Source organism: Streptomyces sp. NPDC048623, assembly GCF_040650755.1.
In the GTDB taxonomy this organism is placed as follows: Bacteria; Actinomycetota; Actinomycetes; order Streptomycetales; family Streptomycetaceae; genus Streptomyces.
Map to the genome: position 1 here is coordinate 1 of NZ_JBEZHV010000037.1, position 17,688 is coordinate 17,688.

A 17,688-nucleotide genomic window follows, 5' to 3' on the forward strand; every position below is an offset into this window, starting at 1 on the left:
GCTGGCTATGGAGGGGTGGGGGTCGCTCGTTCGTGTCGGGTTCTAGTGTAGCGGGTGCATCGGGTTGATGCAGCATGTACCGTTGGCGGAAACACAAGACACCCCCCAACCACCCGGACGCGGTTTGGGTTTTGAGCCTGCATCAGCGCCCGCATCAAGCCCACCGCTTAGGCGAGGAATCACGAATTGGGAAGTGCCCGACCTGAGCCACAGAACGGTACCTCGGATATCGGAAAGCCGGAATTCCGGCGTGCGGAGGTGCCGGAGCCGAGCGGCCCCCAGGGCCGGGCGGCGGAATCGCCCACCGGGACCAGCTACGCTTCCGGGCTTTTGATCGTCACGGCTGGTACCACCCGAGACTCAGAGCCGCTGCTGCTGTCCCCGACCCGCACCCGAGGGCGGCGCCGCACGCGAAGCGAGCTCAGCCACAGAGGCCGGCTACCCCGATCCGGTGGGTGTCGACGGCGACACGCCCGTTGTGACCAGCGGTTTTTGCCGCGAGGTGCGCGGCGTGGCAGCGGGGGCTGGGGCGGTGGCTGGTGTCTAAAGACACCTAAGAGGGATCCACGCCGAAAACGGCTCTGACCTGCGGCGATGCGAAACCGTTTGTTCTAGGTTTCCAGAACAAACGGCTCCCGAGTGTTCTGGAAACCTAGAACAAAGTCACCCCGGACCTGACGGGTCGTTAGGTGACTGTGAGGCACCGTTTGTTCTGCCCCTCCAGAACAAGCCGGTTTACCTAGTGCTACCGTGCTCACCGAACCGTTGATCATCCCTGGAGGACTGTGCTGATGGAACAGCTGCCGATCGTCCGCCCCGGCGAGCGCGTGGTCGCGCGGTCGGACGGCAAGGGCGGCTTGATCCTGGGCGTGGAGAAGATCCAGGGCCGCGAGTTCGCCGCGAGCGCCGAGGTCAGTGGCTACGTCCTGGACGCCCGGCTGCTCCTGGACGTGCTCGGCAGCCTGAAGGCGCCCGGCAGCTGGTTCCAGGTCTGGTGCAAGCTCATGGCGCTCCAGAACGCGAACCGGTCCGACGACAAGGACCGAGCGGTCCCCCGCGGCTTCGTGAAGACCAACCAGCGTGATCTCCAGGCTCGCTGCAACCTGTCGGCAGCCTCCGTGAACGAGGCCAGCCAGTTCTTCACGCACATCGGCTGGATGCGCACCGCCAGGCGCGGCACCCTCCAGCTGAACCCGTGGCTGACGGTGGCCGGCACCTCCGGCGAGCAGGAGAAGTGGCAGAAGCTCTGGAACGCCGCCGAGGGCCCCGTCTGCATCATCCCGCACCCCGACTACCCCACCGAGTGGCGCCAGGAGCGGGAGGCCGAGAAGAAGGCCACCGAGGCCGCCCGCCGCAAGGAGAAGGTCGTCACGCTCCGCCAGCGGAAGCCCGTGCGCAAGGCGAGCGCGTGATCCCGCGCGGCATATCCTCGTTGTTGCAGCGTCGTCCTGATCGGAAGTGGTGAGGCTCCGTGAGCAGCTCTTACGTCCCCAGCCCTCCCACAGAGGCGCCCGTCGAGATCCCCCGCGCCGTGCTCCGCCTCCTGGCCCTGGTCGACATCACCACCGCCGGCCGCCGCGTCCTGGACGAGCTGATGTACCTGAGCGACCCGGACAGCGGCACCGCCACGATCAGCCAGAACGAGATGGCGCGCGAACTGGGGGCCAGCAAGCCCACGGTGAACCGCGGCTTCAAGGAACTGCGCGAGTGCGGACTCGCCTGGAGCCTCGAAGACGGCCTCTACCAGCTCCACCCACTGCTGACCGGCGGCAAGGTCGCCTACCCCATGCCGATTCCGGAGATCAAGGCCGCCGAACCCGAGCGCTTCACCGAGCAGCGACGGGCCCGGTACGCCGCCCAGGTCGCCAACCTCGCCGCCACCGGCTGACGGCCCCGGCCCCGCGAAGCCACCAGGCGCTGCACCCCCCGGGTGCAGCGCCTTCTTCGTGCCCGCGATCAAGCCGGTACCACTAGCTAAACCGGGTTGTTCTGGAGGAGCAGAACAACCAGCGGGCGCAGGCCCGAACACGGGATCGCCTCCGGTAGCACCAGCTGAACCGGTTTGTTCTGCTCCTCCAGAACAAACTCGTCCGGCGCCCAGGTAGCGGCTGTGCGAGCCCCGGCCGAGCAGCACGTCGGGAGCAGCAGCCGCGAGCCGGTAGCCGGCCCCGGTGCAGCAGTCGCCCGCTGCACCGGTGAGGTCGGCCTTGCTACACGAGCAGCAGCCGTGTCCCGCCCGGGTCGTGCGAATGCTGCGCTGCACCCTCGGAGCCGAGCTGCTGCACCCAGCCGGTCAGCAGCAGCGCGAGCAGCAGCAGCAGCGCCTTGCACCCTTCACCGCCAGGAGCAGCAGTGACAGCAGCGAGCAGCACGACCGTGCTGCACCGGACTGCGGCCGAGGCCCCGGGACGGACTGGGGCGCGGGGCCGTCTTGCACCCCAATGTAGGTAGGTACTTGTAGTACCTATGTGCGGGTTGTATCTCCTTCCCCCCTGAGAGCAGAGCTCGGACCGGGAGCAGCGAGAGGCAGCGACCGAGAGGAGAGCGCCGGCGCCCGTCGCGGAGCCGTCGCCGAGGAGCAGGGCGCCTCACCTGCCGCCCGAAGCGCTGTACGCCGCTGTGAGCGCCTTTCGGGGCCTTGATCGTCGCTCGGGAGCCCGGAGGGCGTCAGAACGCCGCAGACGGCCGTACAGCGCCGGGAAGGATCATGTGCGCCGGGACGGCGGGGTCGGCCTCTGCTGAGGCGAGGGCGGGTGATGTGTGCCCGCGCAGCGAGCTTCGCTCTCAGGGGGAGAGATCTACAACCCGCACATAGGTACTACCTGTAGTACCTACCAATGGGGTGCAAGACGCGCTCCGGCCGGTCCGGCCGGGGCCCTGCAACGCGGAGCGCAACACACGCCCGATCCGCGCGGTGCGGGGTGTTGCCGCAGGTCATGGCCGCAACGCGGACTCTGTTGCACTCGTGCGTTGCACGGGCGTGTTGCAGGGCGCGCCGTCGGCCTGGAGCTCTTGGCCGACAGCGGCGCGGCGATGGGTGCAAGGCGGGTGGCGAGCCCGCCGGAGGCGAGGACTGCCCGGCTGTACTTCCGGTACTTCGCCTACGGCGGGTGGGAAGAGTGCGCTCGTCCCCTGGTCAGTCAGTCTTAGGTCTTCCTTGTACGCGAGCGATCCCTCACCAACCGGCGGACCCGATCCCTCACCAACCAACGAACACGTGGAGAGGCCAGGCCGGGCCCGGCAGCACGCGGTCGGCCTGGTCCAGGACGTCGCGGGTCAGACCTCGAGGTAGGCGACCACGACCACGGTCCGCAAAGCCGTCACCCAGTACAACAAGCGCACGCGCTCGACCTCGTCGGCGTACTCGCGCAGCTGGGGGCCGGCGGTGTCGCCGGGGATCGGCTCGCCGACCTCGGGGTCGACGGAGACGACGACCAGGGCGCGGTCCAGGGCGTGGATCTCCGCCTCGCTGGCCAGGTTCTCCAGCTGCTTGGCGGCGGAGTCGGAGAACGCGATCCGGGCGCGGCGGGGGCCGTGCTGCGGGGGCATCAGGCGACGGCCGGGCGCTGGGAGGCGAGGCGGGCGAGGTGGGCCTCGCGCAGCTCCTCCCACGGGGTGCACTGCTCGGGGTCGGGCAGGCCGTTGGTGGCGATGTCCTCCAGGACAGCGGCGAACCGGTCGGCGTCGGCGCGGGTCTTGGCCGCGTACGCGCGGACCGCGTCGGCGGCCGCGGGCTCCAGTCGCCGGGCGGCGGTGTCGGCGGGGGCCGGCTGTTCGCTCATCGAGGGCTCCAGAGGGCAGAACTGGCGTTGCTCACCACGGTATCGCCGGGCCATGGGGCCCGGGACCACTCCGGCCGAACCCGGGCTCACGATCACGTTCCGTACGGATCACCAGCGTCCGGGGCTTCAACTTTTATGTGTCACGCCCGCCTGCGGATCCCGGCCTGGATGGCCCCGGAGCGTTGTCGAAACGGACATTCGCGGACGTATTGAAGGCGGCGTGACGCTTCCCGGGGTGTGCGTGACAGCCGGTGTCACGCACACGCCCTGTGAGCGTGACACCGGAAGTCCCCGGTCAGGGGACCTCGGGGCGGGCGCGGGCGAGGACCTCGGCGAGCGCGCCGACGGCCTCGGGCTCGGTGGCGGCGAGCCGGGCCACGAACGCCAGCTCGTCGACGTCGGCGTCGGGGACCAGGCGCAGGAGTTCGCCGAGCAGGGCGGCGTGGGCGAGGACCGGCGGGGTCAGGAGGCCGGCGGCGGCGTCGCGGGCGGCCGGGTCGCGGTAGTGCCCGCGGTGCGCGGCCAGGGCGTGTGCGAGCCAGGCGTCGACGTCGGCCTGGACGTAGCCGCCCGCGCGGCGGGTGAGCTCGTCGCGTACGGCTTCGTCGCCTTCGGCCGGCTCGGACTGGTCCAGGGTGCCGAGGTCGCGCAGCACCTGGAGGTGGTTGGCGCGGGCCGCGATCCGGACGGCTTCGCGCAGTTCGGCCTCCCGGGCGGCGGCGGCCGCGGCGTCGGCGGCGAGCTCGGCCTGGACGACGTCGTCGACGTCCGGGTCGTACCGCGTGCCCGCCGGCGCCCCGGAGAGCAGCGCGGCGATGCGCTCCCACTCCGCGAGCTCCGCCGGGCCACGGAGGTCGTCGGCCAGGTCCTCGTACCGGGACGCCTGCCGCGCCTCGAACCTCGCCTCCTCGAGGGCCACCGCGACAAGGCCCGCGTCCATGCCCCTCGCCTCGCGCCGTACGACGCGGCGGCCGATGCGGGCCGGGTCGACCGGCTCGCGGGGCGCGGCGACGCGCGGGGGGAGCGGACGGCGGGCGGTGTGCCGGGGCGGCCAGGGCGTGGTCATCGTCGGCCTCGCAATCGTGGTCCGGAATCAGGGAGCGGGCCGCCGCCAGAGCGTTGTCGACGACCCGCCGAATACGGTTTATAGCAGCTTCGGAATTCGGCCGGGTCAGAACCGGAAAGCTATCGACACAACGTTTGTGAAATCTGCACGCAGGCCCTTGGCCCGGGTGCCCCATTCGGTGAAATAAGACTCGGTGATGGCCTCCGCGACGAGCGGATGCAGATCCTCGTCCGTCGCTCCGGCTGCCTGGAGCTCCAGGATCTGCTTGGCGTAGGTGGGTGAGATGTCCGTGGTGATGGAGCGCTCGCGGCCGTCGTCCGAGCTGCCCTTGCCGACGAATCCGAAGTAGGCGACCACATCCACCATCATGCCGCTGGTGGTCGATGCCTGTTCGCGGACCTGGGCCCTGACCTGCGGTTGCCACTCGGATTCGGTCTCCTCCACCAAGGCGGCCTGGAGCCGCTTCTGCGGGGTCGTCAGGGTTCCGGCGCGGTAGCGCTCCACCGTGCGGCGGGAGACGCCCAGACGCTCGGCCAGGGCCTTGGTCGAGCCCTTCACGCGCGTGAGGAGGAATTTCATCTGGGCCTTTGCAGACTTCGGCGCGGGCCGGGTGAAGACCTTCCGCTCTGCCTGCGCGAGGGCTTCCAAGACCTTGCCGCGGCCCGGGGCCGGCTGCTGTGCGTTGTCGTTCGTCATACCGGCATGCTCTGGGCCCCGGCCTGTGGACAGAGCACGCGTTCGCGCAGGTCAGTGTGGGTGCTGTCGGGGTCGGCGCCTACGGTGGAGGCATGACGTCGTCCTCCTCCGCCTCCGAGCCGGTGCCGGTCCCCATCCGGGTGCTGCTGCCCGGGGACCAGGACGTCGTCGGACGCCTGTGGTCCAGGCGGCAGGTCCGCGACGGCTGGTTGTACGAGGTGGGGATCCCCGCGTACCGCAACGGCCCCTGGGACACGGTGGAGCCGGCCGAGTACCGGGTCTGGGTCCGCGCGCCGCAGCACGTACGGCCCCTGGAGGGCGTCTCGTACGACGGCGTGCCCGTGGAGTACCTGGAGCCGCCCTCGCTCGTGGAGCGGGAGCTGGGGCCGCGCCGCCCGTCCGGCTGGGTGCTGGCGAAGGCCGGCGGCCGCGGGCCCGGCCGGGGCACCGTCCACGCCGTCGACTGCGCGGAGGCCCCGGCCGGGGCGCCGGTGCTCACCCTGGACCGGGCCCTGGACGCCGCGCAGCACCCGGGCACCCGGCTGTGCTCCCTGTGCGGGGCCGCGGCCGAACTCGACCCGGTCCTCCGAGGCTTCGACCGTGGCTTCGGCGGCGACGACTAGTCGGCCTTCCTCGGGGCCGGCGGGAGTGCCTTCGGCGCCCGGTACGGGAAACCGGTCGCGCCCCCGCCCAGCGGAGGCGGACACTTCGAGGTATGTGGCAAACCCCCCCTTCCTACCCCGTTCCGGAGCCTGTGTACTTCGAGCGGGTCCTGCGGCACGACCCGAACTCGCTGACCCGGTTGATCGCGGTCAACAGCGCCGCCGTCCCGTTCGCCCGGAACCCGGCCCCTCGCGGCTTCAACCCGCTCGCGCCGTGGGCCCTGCTGGACGTCGCCTGGGTCTCCCTGGCCCGGGGCCGGGACAACCGCCACCCCGCGACCGACCGGGACCTCAGCGAGATTCTTAACCTGTTCTGGGCCCTCGACGACCCCGTCACCCAGGAACCGGAGGGCATGAAGCGCTGGGAAGGGTTCCTCCAGCGGACGATCCACCACCAGGCCCCGTGGCAGGAGGACAACTACTCGCAGCTGAGCCGCACCGTCGCCTGGCTGTCGCAGACCCCCTACCCTGCCGACTCTGACGACCCCTTGGAGGTGATCGTCCCGGGCTGGGACGACAAACTCCTCGGCTGCTCGCTGGCGGACTACCTCGGCATCGCCAACCTCGTCTGGGGCTGCGCCACCGCCCACCCGAACCCGCGCCGCCGCGGCCGGTTCGCCGTGGACTGGTACCCCGCCGAGGACTACGACCAGTTCGACGGACTCCGCTCCCCGAGCGAGATCAAGGCGGTGCTGAACCGGCACCTTGTCACCACCAAGAACAAGCTCCGCGTCTCCTTCCCCACCAACCACGACCCGCTCCGGCGCCGCTACGGTCACAACCCGCTCCGGTCCACCCCGCTGGTCGGCGGCGTCCCGGGCGGCTACCTCGTCCCGGTACCGGCCGCCGTACTGGACAAGGCGTCCCCCCTCGGCCTCTACTACACCGGGGGCGACAACATGTCCAAGTGGGGCCAGTCGTTCACCACCGACGTCGGCAGGCTCTTCGAGCGCTACGTCGGCCGCCACCTCGACCTGCTGACCGACGCCAAGGTTCAGCCGGAGACCCTGGTCAAGATCTCCAAGAAGGAGAGCAGGAAGACGGTCGACTTCTTCGTCGTCTTCCCCGACCTGGTCCTGCTGATCGAGGTGAAGTCGACCCGCCCGAGCGAGCAGCTGAGGTTCGGCGGACCGGACTTCGCCGCCCTCCTCCGCGGCACGCCGATCAACAAGGGGTTCGAGCAGATCAACCGGTCGGTGGACCTCCTCCGTTCCGGCAACCACCCGGAGCTCGCCGGCATCCCGACCGACCGCCGGATGATCGGGATGGTGGTGACCGCAGAGCCGTTCCACCAGATCAACACCCCCGCACAACGCGAACACCTGCCCGAGACCAAGATCCCCGTGATGGTCACCGCCATCGCCGAACTGGAGCAGGCGGTCACCATCACCGGCACCAGCCTGGCCGACCTCCTCGGCGCGGCCGTCGACGCCGATGCCGTGGACCTGCGCCAACTGTTCCCCCAGTACGAGTTCCTGGAGCACAACGCCGTCCTGGAGCAGGGCTGGTCCGCGATCCCGTTTGCCCGGCCCCGCCGGCCGCGGGCCCAGAGCGCCGCTGTCATCTAGCCTGGCAGCGGCCCAGCGCCGCCCATGACCAGCGCCGTCCGTGATGCGGCAGACGGGCGTCAGGCGGAACCCGATCAGGCGGGAAGAGTCGCCCGTGAGCCCCGGACCGTATCGGTCCGGGGCTCACGGGCTGTTCGGTGTGGGGGCCTGGCTCAGAGGTCGAACTCGAGGTCCAGGACGTCGTTGATCTGGACCTCCTCAAGGGAGCCGGCGCGGCGGCCGCCGTCCTGGAAGTACACCTCGCGGAGGGCTTCGGCGGTGAGCTGGCGCAGGGTGTTCTCGTTGGCTCCCTGCTGCTGGGCGTCGAAGAGCCGGGCGGCGTGCTGCGGGGGCAGGGCGACGGTGAGGTGCCGGACGCGGGCCTCGTCCGTGCTGTCCATCGGGGCCCCGGTGTAGCCGAGGCGGGCGTGGACGTCGATGACGATGCCGCCGGTGGTCGCCGCCTTCTCCCTCGCCTTGGCCCTGATCTGCGGCTGCCAGCGCTTCTTCACCTCACGCTCCAGGCGCGCGGCGAGGTCGGCGCGCGGCTTCTTTGCCTGGCCCGCGACGTACCGCTCCACCTGCCGCTGGGAGATCCCGAGCACCTCGGCGACCGCCTTGGTGGCCTTGAGCTGCTTGACCAGGTACCGCATCTGCGTGCCCGCGCCCTTGGGTGCGGGGCGGGTGAACGCCTTCTGCACCGCCTGGTCCAGGCCGTCCCCGAACTCCTTGGCCATCGCCTGTCCGCTCCCCTACTCGCCGTTGTCGTCGTCGGTGATGTTGCCGTCCTTGATGTACCGGGCGAGGTTGAGCTCCGGCGCGTTGTGACGCTCGCGGACCTCCTCGCCCCACAGCACGCTCTGGGTGCCCTCCCACTTGACCAGGCCCGGGTTGATGCCGAGCTTGAAGCCGCCCGGGAGCGGCTTGCCCTCGCGGTAGGGCAGGAAGTCCAGCGGGCTGGTGCCGTTCGCGGCGTAGACGACGCAGTCGGACAGGATCGCGATCGGGTACTGCCCGGTGAACGCCGCGTGCTTGACGATCTTGCGGTGCAGGTTGATCCGTGTGCGGGAGATGACCGCCGCGCGGATGTCCGGCCGCCACGTCGGCCGGGACAGCGCGCGCCACGGCTCGCCGGGCCGCCAGCCCTCGCCGCGGGGCCGCTCGCGGAGCTTGCCCAGGCCGCCCTTGACGGTCGCCTTGATGGCCGAGGCGACGATCGCCATCTGCGGGTCGCGCTGCTTGTAGCCGTCCATCGCCGTCAGGAAGTCCTGCGGCGACAGGTCGGCGTCGACGCCGAGGTCGGCCATGGTGGCGAGGTAGGCGTCCCGCAGGCGGTTGTACCAGCCGTCCAGGTAGCGGCCGTTGTCGTACCGGACGTACGCCTCGGTCGGCGCGACGTCGTAGCCGAGCTCGACCGCGTACGCGACCGTCGGCGTCGCGTACCAGGCCGGCCCCGTCGGACGGTCGCCCTTCGGCGTGAACGGGGAGGGCAGCAGCGAGCTGTCCAGCTGCACCCACTCCTTGCCGACTTTCACCTTCGACAGGTCGACGTGGCTCAGGTCCACCAGCCAGGAGCCGGGCAGCTTCGGGTCGAAGACCGGGTTCTTGACGTGCGTGGGCGCGCCCAGGCCGACGGGCAGCCCGTTGGCGCCCGCGGCGAAGGCCATGTTGACGTCCAGGCCGACGAGGTGGCGCAGGGTGCACTCGTCGTCGGTCATGGGCCGGGCCCAGTCGTACGCCTCCTCGAAGAGCCGCTCGCCGGGGCCGCGGACGTGGAAGCGGCCCAGGTCCTTGAGCAGCGGGTGCCCGTCGGGGGCCTCGCACGGCGCGCAGTCCACCGGGTCCTTGCCCAGCGAGCCGGGGGTCTTCTCGTCGGCCTGGCGCAGGGCGCCGGTCTCCTCGTCCCGCACGGCGTAGGTCGGCGGGTGCAGGGCGGTCATCAGCTCCAGGCCGGTGACGGCGGTGGAGCCTCGCGGCGTCATCACCCGGGATGCGTACACGCCCAGGAGCCGGGCGAGTTCCGCCGGCGCCAGCTGTCCGGCCGTGCCCCAGTGGCGGGTGTCCAGCGCGTTCCACGAGGGGATGCACAGCTGGACGCACTGGCGGTCGGATCCCTTGGCGGGCCGGTAGATCCGGGCCCAGGGGCCGAATCCGCGCTTGGTGAGCTGCCAGTCGGCGCGGGTCAGCTGCTTGATGACCTTGTGGCCTTCCGGGATGCGTCCGGCGGACCGCTCCTCCTCCGTGAGGGTGGCCGGGAGGCCGTAGCGCTCCAGGGCGGCCTCGGTGAGGACGATCAGCGGGTCGGCGTCCTTGCCGGGGCCGACGAACTTGGGCTGCCCGAGCCGGGCCTCCTTGAGGGTCCAGTCCACCAGGGACGGCAGGGACTTGGCGGGCACGTCCAGGACCAGGCCGCCGGTGCAGTACGCCAGCACCTTCCCGTCCTCGACGTCGACGACCGCGAGCGGGCCGTTCTCGAACCGCGGGTCGGTGCCGCCCGCCGGGGTGTTCGGCGGGGCGGCCTTCTTCGCCGCCGGGCGGCGCGACGTCGCCGACGTCCTGGCGGCGGGCGCCGGGCGGGCCTCGGCCGGGGCCGCAGCGGCGACGGGAGCGGCAGGGGCGGGGGTCTGGGTGTTCTCGGTTGAAGTCATGGCCGCAGCCTCGGGGGCCGGGCCTGTGGACAGAGTCGGCGCTTCGGCCGGGGCGGGCGGGCCGGTGAACGTGGCGGGCACCGGGGCGGCCGGCTCCTCGGGCGCGGGGTAGAGCGCGGCGAGCTGCTTGAGCAGCCGGGCGTACGCGTCGCGCTCCGGCGGGCGGGGCTCGGTCTTGCCGGACTCCCAGCCGCTGACCGTGGCCCGGCGCACCTGCAGCGCGGTGGCCACCTCGTCGATCGTCAGGCCGTGTGCGGTGCGCAGCCGCTTGCGCTCGGCCGGCGGCGGGAGCGTGGCGCGGGACGCGATCAGGGCGTCGACCGCGTCGAACAACTCGGACATGGAACACCTCCTGACTCCACTCTACCCCATGAAACGTACGTATGGCGTACATCGACCGTACGAAATGCGTACGAACGGCGTGCGGGGCCTCTTTCGAGGGAGGCGACGTTTCACGCTGACGTCCGCAGCGGCACCCGCTGCGGCGGCACCGCGGCCACCGTCCCGGCCGCCCGCGCCGCGCGCTCCGCACGGGCCACGAGCAGGGCAGCGGCGTGGGAGACCTCGGCCTGGCGACGGCGCTCGGTGCGGGCCTGGTCGAGCGGAGCCGGCTGGTCGTCGGCCACTGGCTCCGGCTCGGGGAACGCACGGAGCCGGAGCTCCCGCATCGCCCGCGCCTGCCGCTCCACCGCCTCCGCGATCGCCGGGTCCACGCGGCTCACGGGCGCGACGGCCTGGTGCGCGGCGAGCGCCCGGTGAAAGCCCGGCGACGCCATCTCGCGCGTCTTCACCTCCACCGGCACGGCCTCCGGCGCCGCCGCGACCGAGGCCGGGACCGGGGCCTGGGGGTTGGTCCGGGGCGCGGGCACTCCGCCGACGGGCAGGACCCGCACGGTGCGCACCGCGGTCGCGCCGACCGCGCGGTTCGCCTCGGCCACGATCCGTGCGCTGATCAGGCGCAGCTGGGTGGCGTAGGCAGGGGAGTTGGGGCGCAGGTCCAGCTGTCCGGTCTCGGGGTGGAAGGCCACGGCCTGGACGTGGTCGGGCAGTTGCGGCGCGACGGCGGCCGCGATGTCCGGCCACCGGTCCAGCACGGTGCCGCCGGCGGCCGGGAGGTCCCAGGCCCGGTCGGCCATCAGGCCCTGGAGCACGGCGCCGAACCCGGACGGTTCCCGCGCGTCGCGCTGCACGGCCCGGGCCCGGCGGCGGCGCGGTGTGCGGGATTCCGTCGCGCCGCGCTTCTTGGCGGCCTCGCGGGCCTGGTGCAGCGCGACTCGGGCCAGGTCGATGCCGGACAGTTCCAGGTCGTCGCCGGTGGACTGCTCGGTCGGGGTGGTCATGGTGGTCTCGGTCATCTCGGCCTCCTACCGGCGTCCGTACGTCATCAGCGAGCTGCGGGCGCCGCTCGCCAGCTGCAGCCCACGGCGCACCAGGGCGGCGCCGTACAGCTCTTCCGCGGCCTCGCGGCCCATGGCGTCGACCGCCAGGGTGATCAGCGAGGAGTCGCCCAGCATCAGCTTCTGCCGGGCCTCCGTGCGGGCCTGCGCCACCTCTGCGGCCTCCAGGCCAGCCACGGCGGACACGTCCGGCAGGGCCTCGGCCTCCGGCGCGACCGCCGGGCGGAACGCAGCGGCGAACGCCTCGTTGACCTGCCGCTGGACAGCACGGCTGGTCGGGGCGTCCCAGTCGCCGTCGAACCGCTCGGCCCGAGCCCGCACCTGCTGGATCCGGTGACGACGGGCGGCCTCCTGGGCCCCGCGCCACTGCTCCACGGCGTCCGCACGCTTGGCGGGGGTGTCCAGGACCTTCTCGGCCCCGGCCAGCAGGACGGCCAGCAGCCCGGAGCCACGGTGGACCCGGCCCGTCTCGCCGCGCAGGTGCAGCCAGCCCTTCACCTCGGTCACCGACCATCCGGCATCGGCAACCTGCCGGGCGACCCAGGCGATCCGGGGGACCGAGCAGCCGCGGAGCCAGTCCAGCTCCTGCGTCAGCTCCCGGGCCAGCTGGTAGCGACGACCGACCCGGTTCAGCTTCCGGCCGCCGGCCTTCGCCTTGGACTTCTTCGGGGTGGGGCAATCGCTCTTCCCGCTGGCGAGCTTGCTCTCAGGGGGAAGGGAAGTAGATGCCGCAGAAGAAGTACCAGTAGGACCACCCTCCATTGGGGTGCAACGGCCGCCCGCCGAAACAGCCGCCGAAACGGCCTCGCCGGACCCCTCCACGGACCCCTTCACGAGGGCCTTCGCCGACGTCTTCGCCCGCGGCCGACGCACCTTCCGGCCGGCCTTCTTCGCCAGCTTCGCCATCAGCTCCCGGCCCGCCTCCGCGATCCCGGTCATCCGCCGCCCGGTGCCCTCACCGGCCGTCCGGATGCCCAGCGCGACGTCGAACTCGAGCGGGACCATCCGCGCGAACTCCGACGCCTGCGGCGCCTCACCGCGGACCCGGGTGCCCCGCACGACGTACGCGAGCAGCCCGGCCTCCCGCAGCATCCCCAGGTGGTACTCCACCGACCGCTCCGACAGCCCGGTACGCCGCACCAGATACTCGATCCCCGGACGGCATGGGAACAGCTCCGCGAGCAGCTGGGCGACGCGCACCGTCGTCGGCCCGAACGAGCGCGGCCCGTGCGACCGGTAGCGGCGCGGCTCGTACAGCCCCGCCCCGGCGACCCAGTGGACCGCCTGCATCCACGAGTAGCCGTCCAGCGCGACCCGGCCCGACGTCGTCGAAAGCCACTGGGACGCCTCCGGCACGTACAGCGTCGCGGGCAGCACAGAGACCGCGACGTCGTCGGCCGACGGACGCGGGGCAGGAATCAGCACGGCGGCCGGCGCCGCCACGGCGCTCACCGGCCCGCCCGGACGGACGAGAAAGAGATCATCTCGGCAGCCTGGCGCAGACAGCCTGTGGACAGAGTCCGGGAACCGGAGGAGACCCGGTTCCCTCCCGCCCGGCGGGCAGAAATCTGCGGACGCGTCCCGCCCTGCGGGACGGAGCTGTGGAGCACCCCGGCCGCGGGCGCCGTCAGGAGGACATGGGCCCCCCTCTGGGTATAGGTGTCGCGGACCGGGGTCCGTGTGACACTCCGACCCCAAGAATCTTCGTGATTAATGCCGCGAACAGGGCAAACAGGGACAGTCGATCCCGTCACGCGGGAAGTGTGGGCAGCTCGAATCAGGCCGAATCGGACAAGGCCGAGCTGACAGAAGATACCGATCTCGTGCACTATGGCGGGGACACCAACCTTCATATGGATCGCCCCGACCGCGACCAGGCCCCTGCCAAGGGACCCGAGCACGGCCGACGCTCTATATGGACGGAGCCCCGAGCCCGACGGCCTGCCAAGACCGCCGAAGCCCGAGGTGACGCGGTAGCCGACAGAGGCCCCCTGCCAAAGGGGCACCTGCCGAGCCGGGTGGCCCGCTGCCAAGCGGACCGGTGACCCGCCTGCCAAGGCGGGGTACTACAGGAGAGATCCAGCTCGATGAGCTGGAGCCCAGAACCGGGTGCGAACCGGAGACTGGGCAGCCGATACGGTGCGAAATCCGATCGGCGAGACGGGCCGCGCGGGGCCAGGTGGATGCCACTCCACCCATTGGCGCGCGCGGCCGGTGGCGCTAAGTCACCCCGACCCCCTTCAATCCGAGGCCGGCGTCGGCATACCTGAAAGCGCGCCCGACGGCGTGATCGCGAAGGTCAAACGGCGCAGCTCCGCGTGGAGTTCCAGCTTGCGGGGTAGCCTTCATCCCGCGATCACCTCCAATCAGGTGGCTCGCCCAACGAGGCTGTTCGCCCCGTTCGAGGCCCCGTGGACCATGCCCGGTCCCGGGGTTCTCGTCGTTATGGATCACATCTGCGCACAGCCTAGCCGTACAACCGGACAGAGCTGCGGGCCGAATTCGCATGGCACCCGGAATGCCGAGCCATCCGGAGGGGAACCGAGCGGAAGCCTGCTCGGCCTGCGGGATGGTCAGTATCGGCGTAGCCACGTCAGCCTCTTCGTCAGACCCGCTCAAGCGCGGTGGAGTAGTAGTACGCCAGGGCCGCTTCGGCTCCTGAACCCTGCGCCGTGGCGATGCGCTGGAACCGCCCCGAACGCAGATCCCCGGCGATGAAGATCCGGGGGTGCTGCATTTCCGGCGGGCAGTATCCGTTCTCGTCCGCCGCGAGCCCTTCGAGAGCCGCCGGCCGATTACCGAGATTACTCAGCACCGCCGTTGCGACGTAGCTGCTGAGCTTTCCACTGCGGTTCTCGACTTCCACGATGAAGTCGGTCCCGTGACGCGCATGCGAAACGGCGACGTGGGAAACGGGAACTACCCGGACTCGATCGTCCTCTGACACCTCAGCCAGCTTGTAGTCGTCCGCCGGCGGGGCGAGGACATGGAGCGTTGCGGAGGACTGAGGGTGAGCTCGCAGCCAGGTGCCGAGCGGCCTGTCACCTCCGAGCACGTAGGTCCGTGGACCGACCTGCTCGGGCCGCGCACGCCACAGCGGAGGCGTGGACAGCGAAGAGGCGGCGCTGATCCAGTCGGTGTCGGCGGGCGTCATCGCGGTCACGCCCGTGCCGACCACGACCGCCTGCGCGGTGAGCACCTGGGCGTCCGCGAGGAGGACTTCCGCTCGGTCGGAGTGCCCCTTGACCCCCACGGCGCGAGATCGGACCAGCGAGCACCGACCGGCCTGCTCGAGGCGGGACAGGTCCGCGGCCAGGGCCTCGGCCAGCTGGGGGCCGGTCGTCCAGTTGCCGGAGACGTTCTCCAGAGCGCCGATGGTCTGGAGCTTGCCGCCGACGTTGTCGGCCTCCACGACGAGGACCTTCATGTTGAGGCTGGTGGCCATCAGGGCGGCCGCTACGCCAGCGGGGCCGGCCCCGACGACCAGGACGTCGGCGTCGAACGAAGGTGTACTCACTGGATCCCCCCACCGCTGATACGAGACAGAGCGACTTCGCTGGTGATGAGCTGATCGGCGCCCAGGTTCCGGGCCGCGAGCAGCAGAGCGGCCTCGTGGTACTGGGAGCCGCCGCTGGAGGCACACGCGTCGGTGACGACCCACGGCCGGTAGCCCCGTTGGTAGGCAGCCGTGGCGGAGTCGTACACGCAGGCGTCGGTGTCGATGCCGCACAGCACCAGGTCGCTCCAGCCAGCATCCCGGATGAGCTGCGACCCCTCGGGCGTGAAGACGGACGCCTGGGACTTGTCGACGACCAGGGCCGAGCCGTCGATGAAGGGAGCCAGGTCTTTTACGAACGCCTGCTCCTCGGCGGTGCGCAGCCGCTTCCAACCGGAAATCGTCTCGTACGGCGAGCCCGGCGCGTTGTGAAACCGCGTGAAGACCACCGGACCGCCGGCGGCCCGCCAGCCCTCCACCAGCCGTACGACCGTCGGGACAACGTCGCGGCTGTGCTCGTTGACGAAGCCCTGCTGTACGTCGATAACCAGCAGCGCTGTCGATCGCGGATCCAACGCGTTCACCTTTCCCATGGCCATCAGGGGTTGCTGTCTCGGAGGGCGTCCTGAGCGGCTCGCAGCCGGTCAGGGAGCTCGCTCGTGGTCAGAATCGCTTCGCGCATCACGCGGTGCTGAGCCGTCTCAGTGGGACGCGCGGTTGTGAGGCGTGTGTAGGCACTCCGCAGAAATCGCCAGCCGTACTCGGGTGGCATCACCGGGTCGTGGCCGTCTTCGACGGTGTGCAGGACGTGGGAAGAGAGCGCCCACAACGCCTGGACGTCCAGCTCCAGAGCGACGATCTGGCTCGTCGTGAGGGCGCGCTCGTCCGGCTGAGGGTGGTAGGAGACTCCGGACCAGCCGGCGACACCCTGGGAGACGTTGCCACCGAAGGAGAGAGCTTCGGGGTGCATCCAGCCCTCGCGGAACTTGGCGGCCTCGATGTCCGGCCCGAGCGAGACGACGTTCTCCGGGTCCTGGCGGTTGACCAGGACAGAGGGCGTGGCCAGGAGCTGCAATGCGGTGTCCAGACCCGCGCCCACCCACGAGTTTTCGCGGAGCTCGTAGACCGACAGCACGTACTGCGGCGCGGGCACCTCGTGAGTAGGCGCTTCCTCGGCCGCGTGGAGCTTCATGAGCTGCGTGATCTGCTTGCCCGCCCAGTCGGGTTCCTGCAGATAGGTGCGGTATCGCCACACCGCCAGATCGGTCAGCGATTCGACGCGGTGGTGCTCTTCCAGGTGCACGACGGCGACGCCGCACCCGTAGACGTGGACCGCCGACGACTGGGCCGAGCGGTGCCCGGCCGGAAGCGTCCTTCGCTCTAAGCCCCCCGGGCCAGAGAGCGCGGGAGCGCCGGCGGCGTACAGGGGGGCGATCTGCTCGCCCACGTAGGCTGGCAGGAACTTGTGGGAGACGACGGTGCAAGGCGTCGGCTGCGGGGTATCGACGGCCGCGGCCGCGACGGTGGTGCCGTGGAGGGCCGCCAGGCGCAGGCGAAACGCCTCCTGCTCCTCGGGGGTGCACTGGTTCAGCGCCGTATCGAGGATCTGCGCCATCTGCGGACGGCACACGCTGGTCCGGTTCCGCTGCCAGTGCGAAACCGTCCGAGGGCTGATCCCGAGATGGTCGGCGAACCCCCGCACCGACGCGCGCATTACCGATCGCAACAGCAGTGCCTCCTCACCTGTCCACTGCTCAACTGCGATCACTACACACCCCTATGAAGCTCTGTTGCCAGGCAGGAAGAGCCCTGTTGCGACGCTATTGCTACACCCCTTCCACGCCGGGACATCTCGCCGAGACGCCCGCGACCCCGAAGCTGATCTCCGTCGAAGTGATGCCGATGACGAACGGGGGACACCGTGGTTGCCACTACAGGAGAACGAGGCAGTACGGCGTCGTGGTCGGGCTCAGGACTGAGCCGAACCGCTGCTCTGGTTCCGCTCGACACGTTCGAGTCGCGCAGTCAGATCGGCGACCTGCTCCTCGAGTCGCCTGATGGTCTGCGCAGTCGGGTCGGCAAGCGCATCGAGGGCGTTCTCGCGAATGAAGCTCCCGCGCCCGGTGTGGGAGTAGATGACTCCGTCCTTTCGGAGCTCGGCGAAGGCGCGCTGCACCGTTCCGGGCGCGACGGCGTACTTGCTTGCCAACTCCCTGGTGCTCTGCAGTTTGTCGCCGGGCTTGAGCTGCCTGAGTCGAACCTGTTCGCGTACGTCCTGCGCAATGCGCTCGAAGGGTTGCATGGCCTCGTCCGTCATGAGCCACATCGTAGAGCCACCTCGCTCGAATAGATAGCCTGCCCAACCTGGTTGACACGGTAGCGAGTGTACTGGTT

Annotated in this window: 17 protein-coding genes; 4 read left to right on the plus strand and 13 right to left on the minus strand. The window is 70.8% G+C overall.

Annotated elements, in window-relative coordinates; translation table 11 throughout:
* The first annotated feature begins 791 nt into the window (after nt 1-791).
* Together AB0C73_RS33665 and AB0C73_RS33670 are read left to right on the plus strand one after the other, a co-directional pair.
* Nucleotides 792-1,412 carry a hypothetical protein gene (locus tag AB0C73_RS33665; protein WP_362537322.1) on the plus strand — a complete coding sequence of 207 codons (621 nt, stop codon included), beginning with the start codon at nt 792-794 and terminating at the stop codon, nt 1,410-1,412.
* A gap of 59 nt (nt 1,413-1,471) precedes the next feature.
* Nucleotides 1,472-1,888 carry a helix-turn-helix domain-containing protein gene (locus AB0C73_RS33670; RefSeq protein WP_042809017.1) on the plus strand — a complete coding sequence of 139 codons (417 nt, stop codon included), beginning with the start codon at nt 1,472-1,474 and terminating at the stop codon, nt 1,886-1,888.
* A 322-nt stretch (nt 1,889-2,210) separates the two neighbouring features.
* Here the strand turns inward: AB0C73_RS33670 and AB0C73_RS33675 are convergent, their stop codons facing one another.
* From AB0C73_RS33675 to AB0C73_RS33695, 5 genes are all read right to left on the minus strand, one after another.
* Nucleotides 2,211-2,372, minus strand: a complete 162-nt coding sequence (locus AB0C73_RS33675; protein WP_362537324.1) for a hypothetical protein — start codon at nt 2,370-2,372, stop codon at nt 2,211-2,213.
* 904 nt (nt 2,373-3,276) lie between these two features.
* Nucleotides 3,277-3,549, minus strand: a complete 273-nt coding sequence (locus AB0C73_RS33680) for a hypothetical protein (RefSeq protein WP_351583142.1) — start codon at nt 3,547-3,549, stop codon at nt 3,277-3,279.
* Nucleotides 3,549-3,782, minus strand: coding sequence for a hypothetical protein (locus AB0C73_RS33685; protein WP_351583139.1), 234 nt, complete (start codon nt 3,780-3,782; stop codon nt 3,549-3,551). Before AB0C73_RS33685 ends, AB0C73_RS33680 begins: the two co-directional genes overlap by 1 nt.
* A 295-nt stretch (nt 3,783-4,077) precedes the next feature.
* Entirely contained in the window at nt 4,078-4,848 is a 771-nt protein-coding gene (locus AB0C73_RS33690; RefSeq protein ID WP_362537327.1) for a hypothetical protein, read from the minus strand.
* 105 nt (nt 4,849-4,953) lie between these two features.
* Nucleotides 4,954-5,544, minus strand: a complete 591-nt coding sequence (locus AB0C73_RS33695; protein WP_362537329.1) for a terminal protein — start codon at nt 5,542-5,544, stop codon at nt 4,954-4,956.
* A 92-nt stretch (nt 5,545-5,636) separates the two neighbouring features.
* On the opposite strand from AB0C73_RS33695, the gene AB0C73_RS33700 reads away from it, so the two are divergent.
* Nucleotides 5,637-6,167, plus strand: a complete 531-nt coding sequence (locus AB0C73_RS33700; RefSeq protein ID WP_362537331.1) for a DUF6233 domain-containing protein — start codon at nt 5,637-5,639, stop codon at nt 6,165-6,167.
* Nucleotides 6,168-6,259: 92 nt separating this feature from the next.
* Nucleotides 6,260-7,774 carry a hypothetical protein gene (locus AB0C73_RS33705; RefSeq protein ID WP_362537333.1) on the plus strand — a complete coding sequence of 505 codons (1,515 nt, stop codon included), beginning with the start codon at nt 6,260-6,262 and terminating at the stop codon, nt 7,772-7,774.
* Between the two features lie 152 nt (nt 7,775-7,926).
* Here AB0C73_RS33705 and AB0C73_RS33710 read toward each other — a convergent pair whose 3' ends face one another.
* From AB0C73_RS33710 to AB0C73_RS33745, 8 genes are all read right to left on the minus strand, one after another.
* The gene (locus tag AB0C73_RS33710) at nt 7,927-8,490 is read right to left on the minus strand and encodes an XRE family transcriptional regulator (protein ID WP_362537335.1); all 564 of its coding nucleotides are present in this window, start codon (nt 8,488-8,490) and stop codon (nt 7,927-7,929) included.
* A gap of 15 nt (nt 8,491-8,505) precedes the next feature.
* A complete protein-coding gene (locus AB0C73_RS33715) occupies nt 8,506-10,743 on the minus strand; it encodes a helix-turn-helix domain-containing protein (protein ID WP_362537337.1) in 2,238 nt (745 codons plus the stop codon).
* Nucleotides 10,744-10,853: 110 nt separating this feature from the next.
* The gene (locus AB0C73_RS33720) at nt 10,854-11,756 is read right to left on the minus strand and encodes a DciA family protein (RefSeq protein ID WP_362537339.1); all 903 of its coding nucleotides are present in this window, start codon (nt 11,754-11,756) and stop codon (nt 10,854-10,856) included.
* Nucleotides 11,757-11,765: 9 nt separating this feature from the next.
* Nucleotides 11,766-13,250, minus strand: coding sequence for a helix-turn-helix domain-containing protein (locus tag AB0C73_RS33725; RefSeq protein ID WP_362537340.1), 1,485 nt, complete (start codon nt 13,248-13,250; stop codon nt 11,766-11,768).
* A gap of 1,153 nt (nt 13,251-14,403) precedes the next feature.
* Nucleotides 14,404-15,315 carry an FAD-dependent oxidoreductase gene (locus tag AB0C73_RS33730; protein WP_362537342.1) on the minus strand — a complete coding sequence of 304 codons (912 nt, stop codon included), beginning with the start codon at nt 15,313-15,315 and terminating at the stop codon, nt 14,404-14,406.
* Nucleotides 15,312-15,887, minus strand: a complete 576-nt coding sequence (locus AB0C73_RS33735; protein WP_362537434.1) for an isochorismatase family cysteine hydrolase — start codon at nt 15,885-15,887, stop codon at nt 15,312-15,314. The genes AB0C73_RS33730 and AB0C73_RS33735 overlap by 4 nt, the downstream gene beginning before the upstream one ends.
* Nucleotides 15,888-15,892: 5 nt before the next feature.
* A complete protein-coding gene (locus AB0C73_RS33740) occupies nt 15,893-17,062 on the minus strand; it encodes an XRE family transcriptional regulator (RefSeq protein ID WP_362537344.1) in 1,170 nt (389 codons plus the stop codon).
* A 201-nt stretch (nt 17,063-17,263) separates the two neighbouring features.
* Nucleotides 17,264-17,611: a GntR family transcriptional regulator gene (locus AB0C73_RS33745; protein ID WP_362537346.1), complete on the minus strand. Its 348-nt coding sequence runs from the start codon at nt 17,609-17,611 to the stop codon at nt 17,264-17,266.
* Nucleotides 17,612-17,688: the final 77 nt, after the last annotated feature.

Coding starts and splice junctions, on each gene's coding strand:
- AB0C73_RS33665 (WP_362537322.1), top strand. CDS start 792: ATGGAACAGCTGCCGATCGTCCGCCCCGGCGAGCGCGTGGTCGCGCGG.
- AB0C73_RS33680 (WP_351583142.1), bottom strand. CDS start 3,549: ATGCCCCCGCAGCACGGCCCCCGCCGCGCCCGGATCGCGTTCTCCGAC.
- AB0C73_RS33685 (WP_351583139.1), bottom strand. CDS start 3,782: ATGAGCGAACAGCCGGCCCCCGCCGACACCGCCGCCCGGCGACTGGAG.
- AB0C73_RS33690 (WP_362537327.1), bottom strand. CDS start 4,848: ATGACCACGCCCTGGCCGCCCCGGCACACCGCCCGCCGTCCGCTCCCC.
- AB0C73_RS33695 (WP_362537329.1), bottom strand. CDS start 5,544: ATGACGAACGACAACGCACAGCAGCCGGCCCCGGGCCGCGGCAAGGTC.
- AB0C73_RS33700 (WP_362537331.1), top strand. CDS start 5,637: ATGACGTCGTCCTCCTCCGCCTCCGAGCCGGTGCCGGTCCCCATCCGG.
- AB0C73_RS33705 (WP_362537333.1), top strand. CDS start 6,260: ATGTGGCAAACCCCCCCTTCCTACCCCGTTCCGGAGCCTGTGTACTTC.
- AB0C73_RS33710 (WP_362537335.1), bottom strand. CDS start 8,490: ATGGCCAAGGAGTTCGGGGACGGCCTGGACCAGGCGGTGCAGAAGGCG.
- AB0C73_RS33715 (WP_362537337.1), bottom strand. CDS start 10,743: ATGTCCGAGTTGTTCGACGCGGTCGACGCCCTGATCGCGTCCCGCGCC.
- AB0C73_RS33720 (WP_362537339.1), bottom strand. CDS start 11,756: ATGACCGAGACCACCATGACCACCCCGACCGAGCAGTCCACCGGCGAC.
- AB0C73_RS33735 (WP_362537434.1), bottom strand. CDS start 15,887: ATGGGAAAGGTGAACGCGTTGGATCCGCGATCGACAGCGCTGCTGGTT.
- AB0C73_RS33745 (WP_362537346.1), bottom strand. CDS start 17,611: ATGACGGACGAGGCCATGCAACCCTTCGAGCGCATTGCGCAGGACGTA.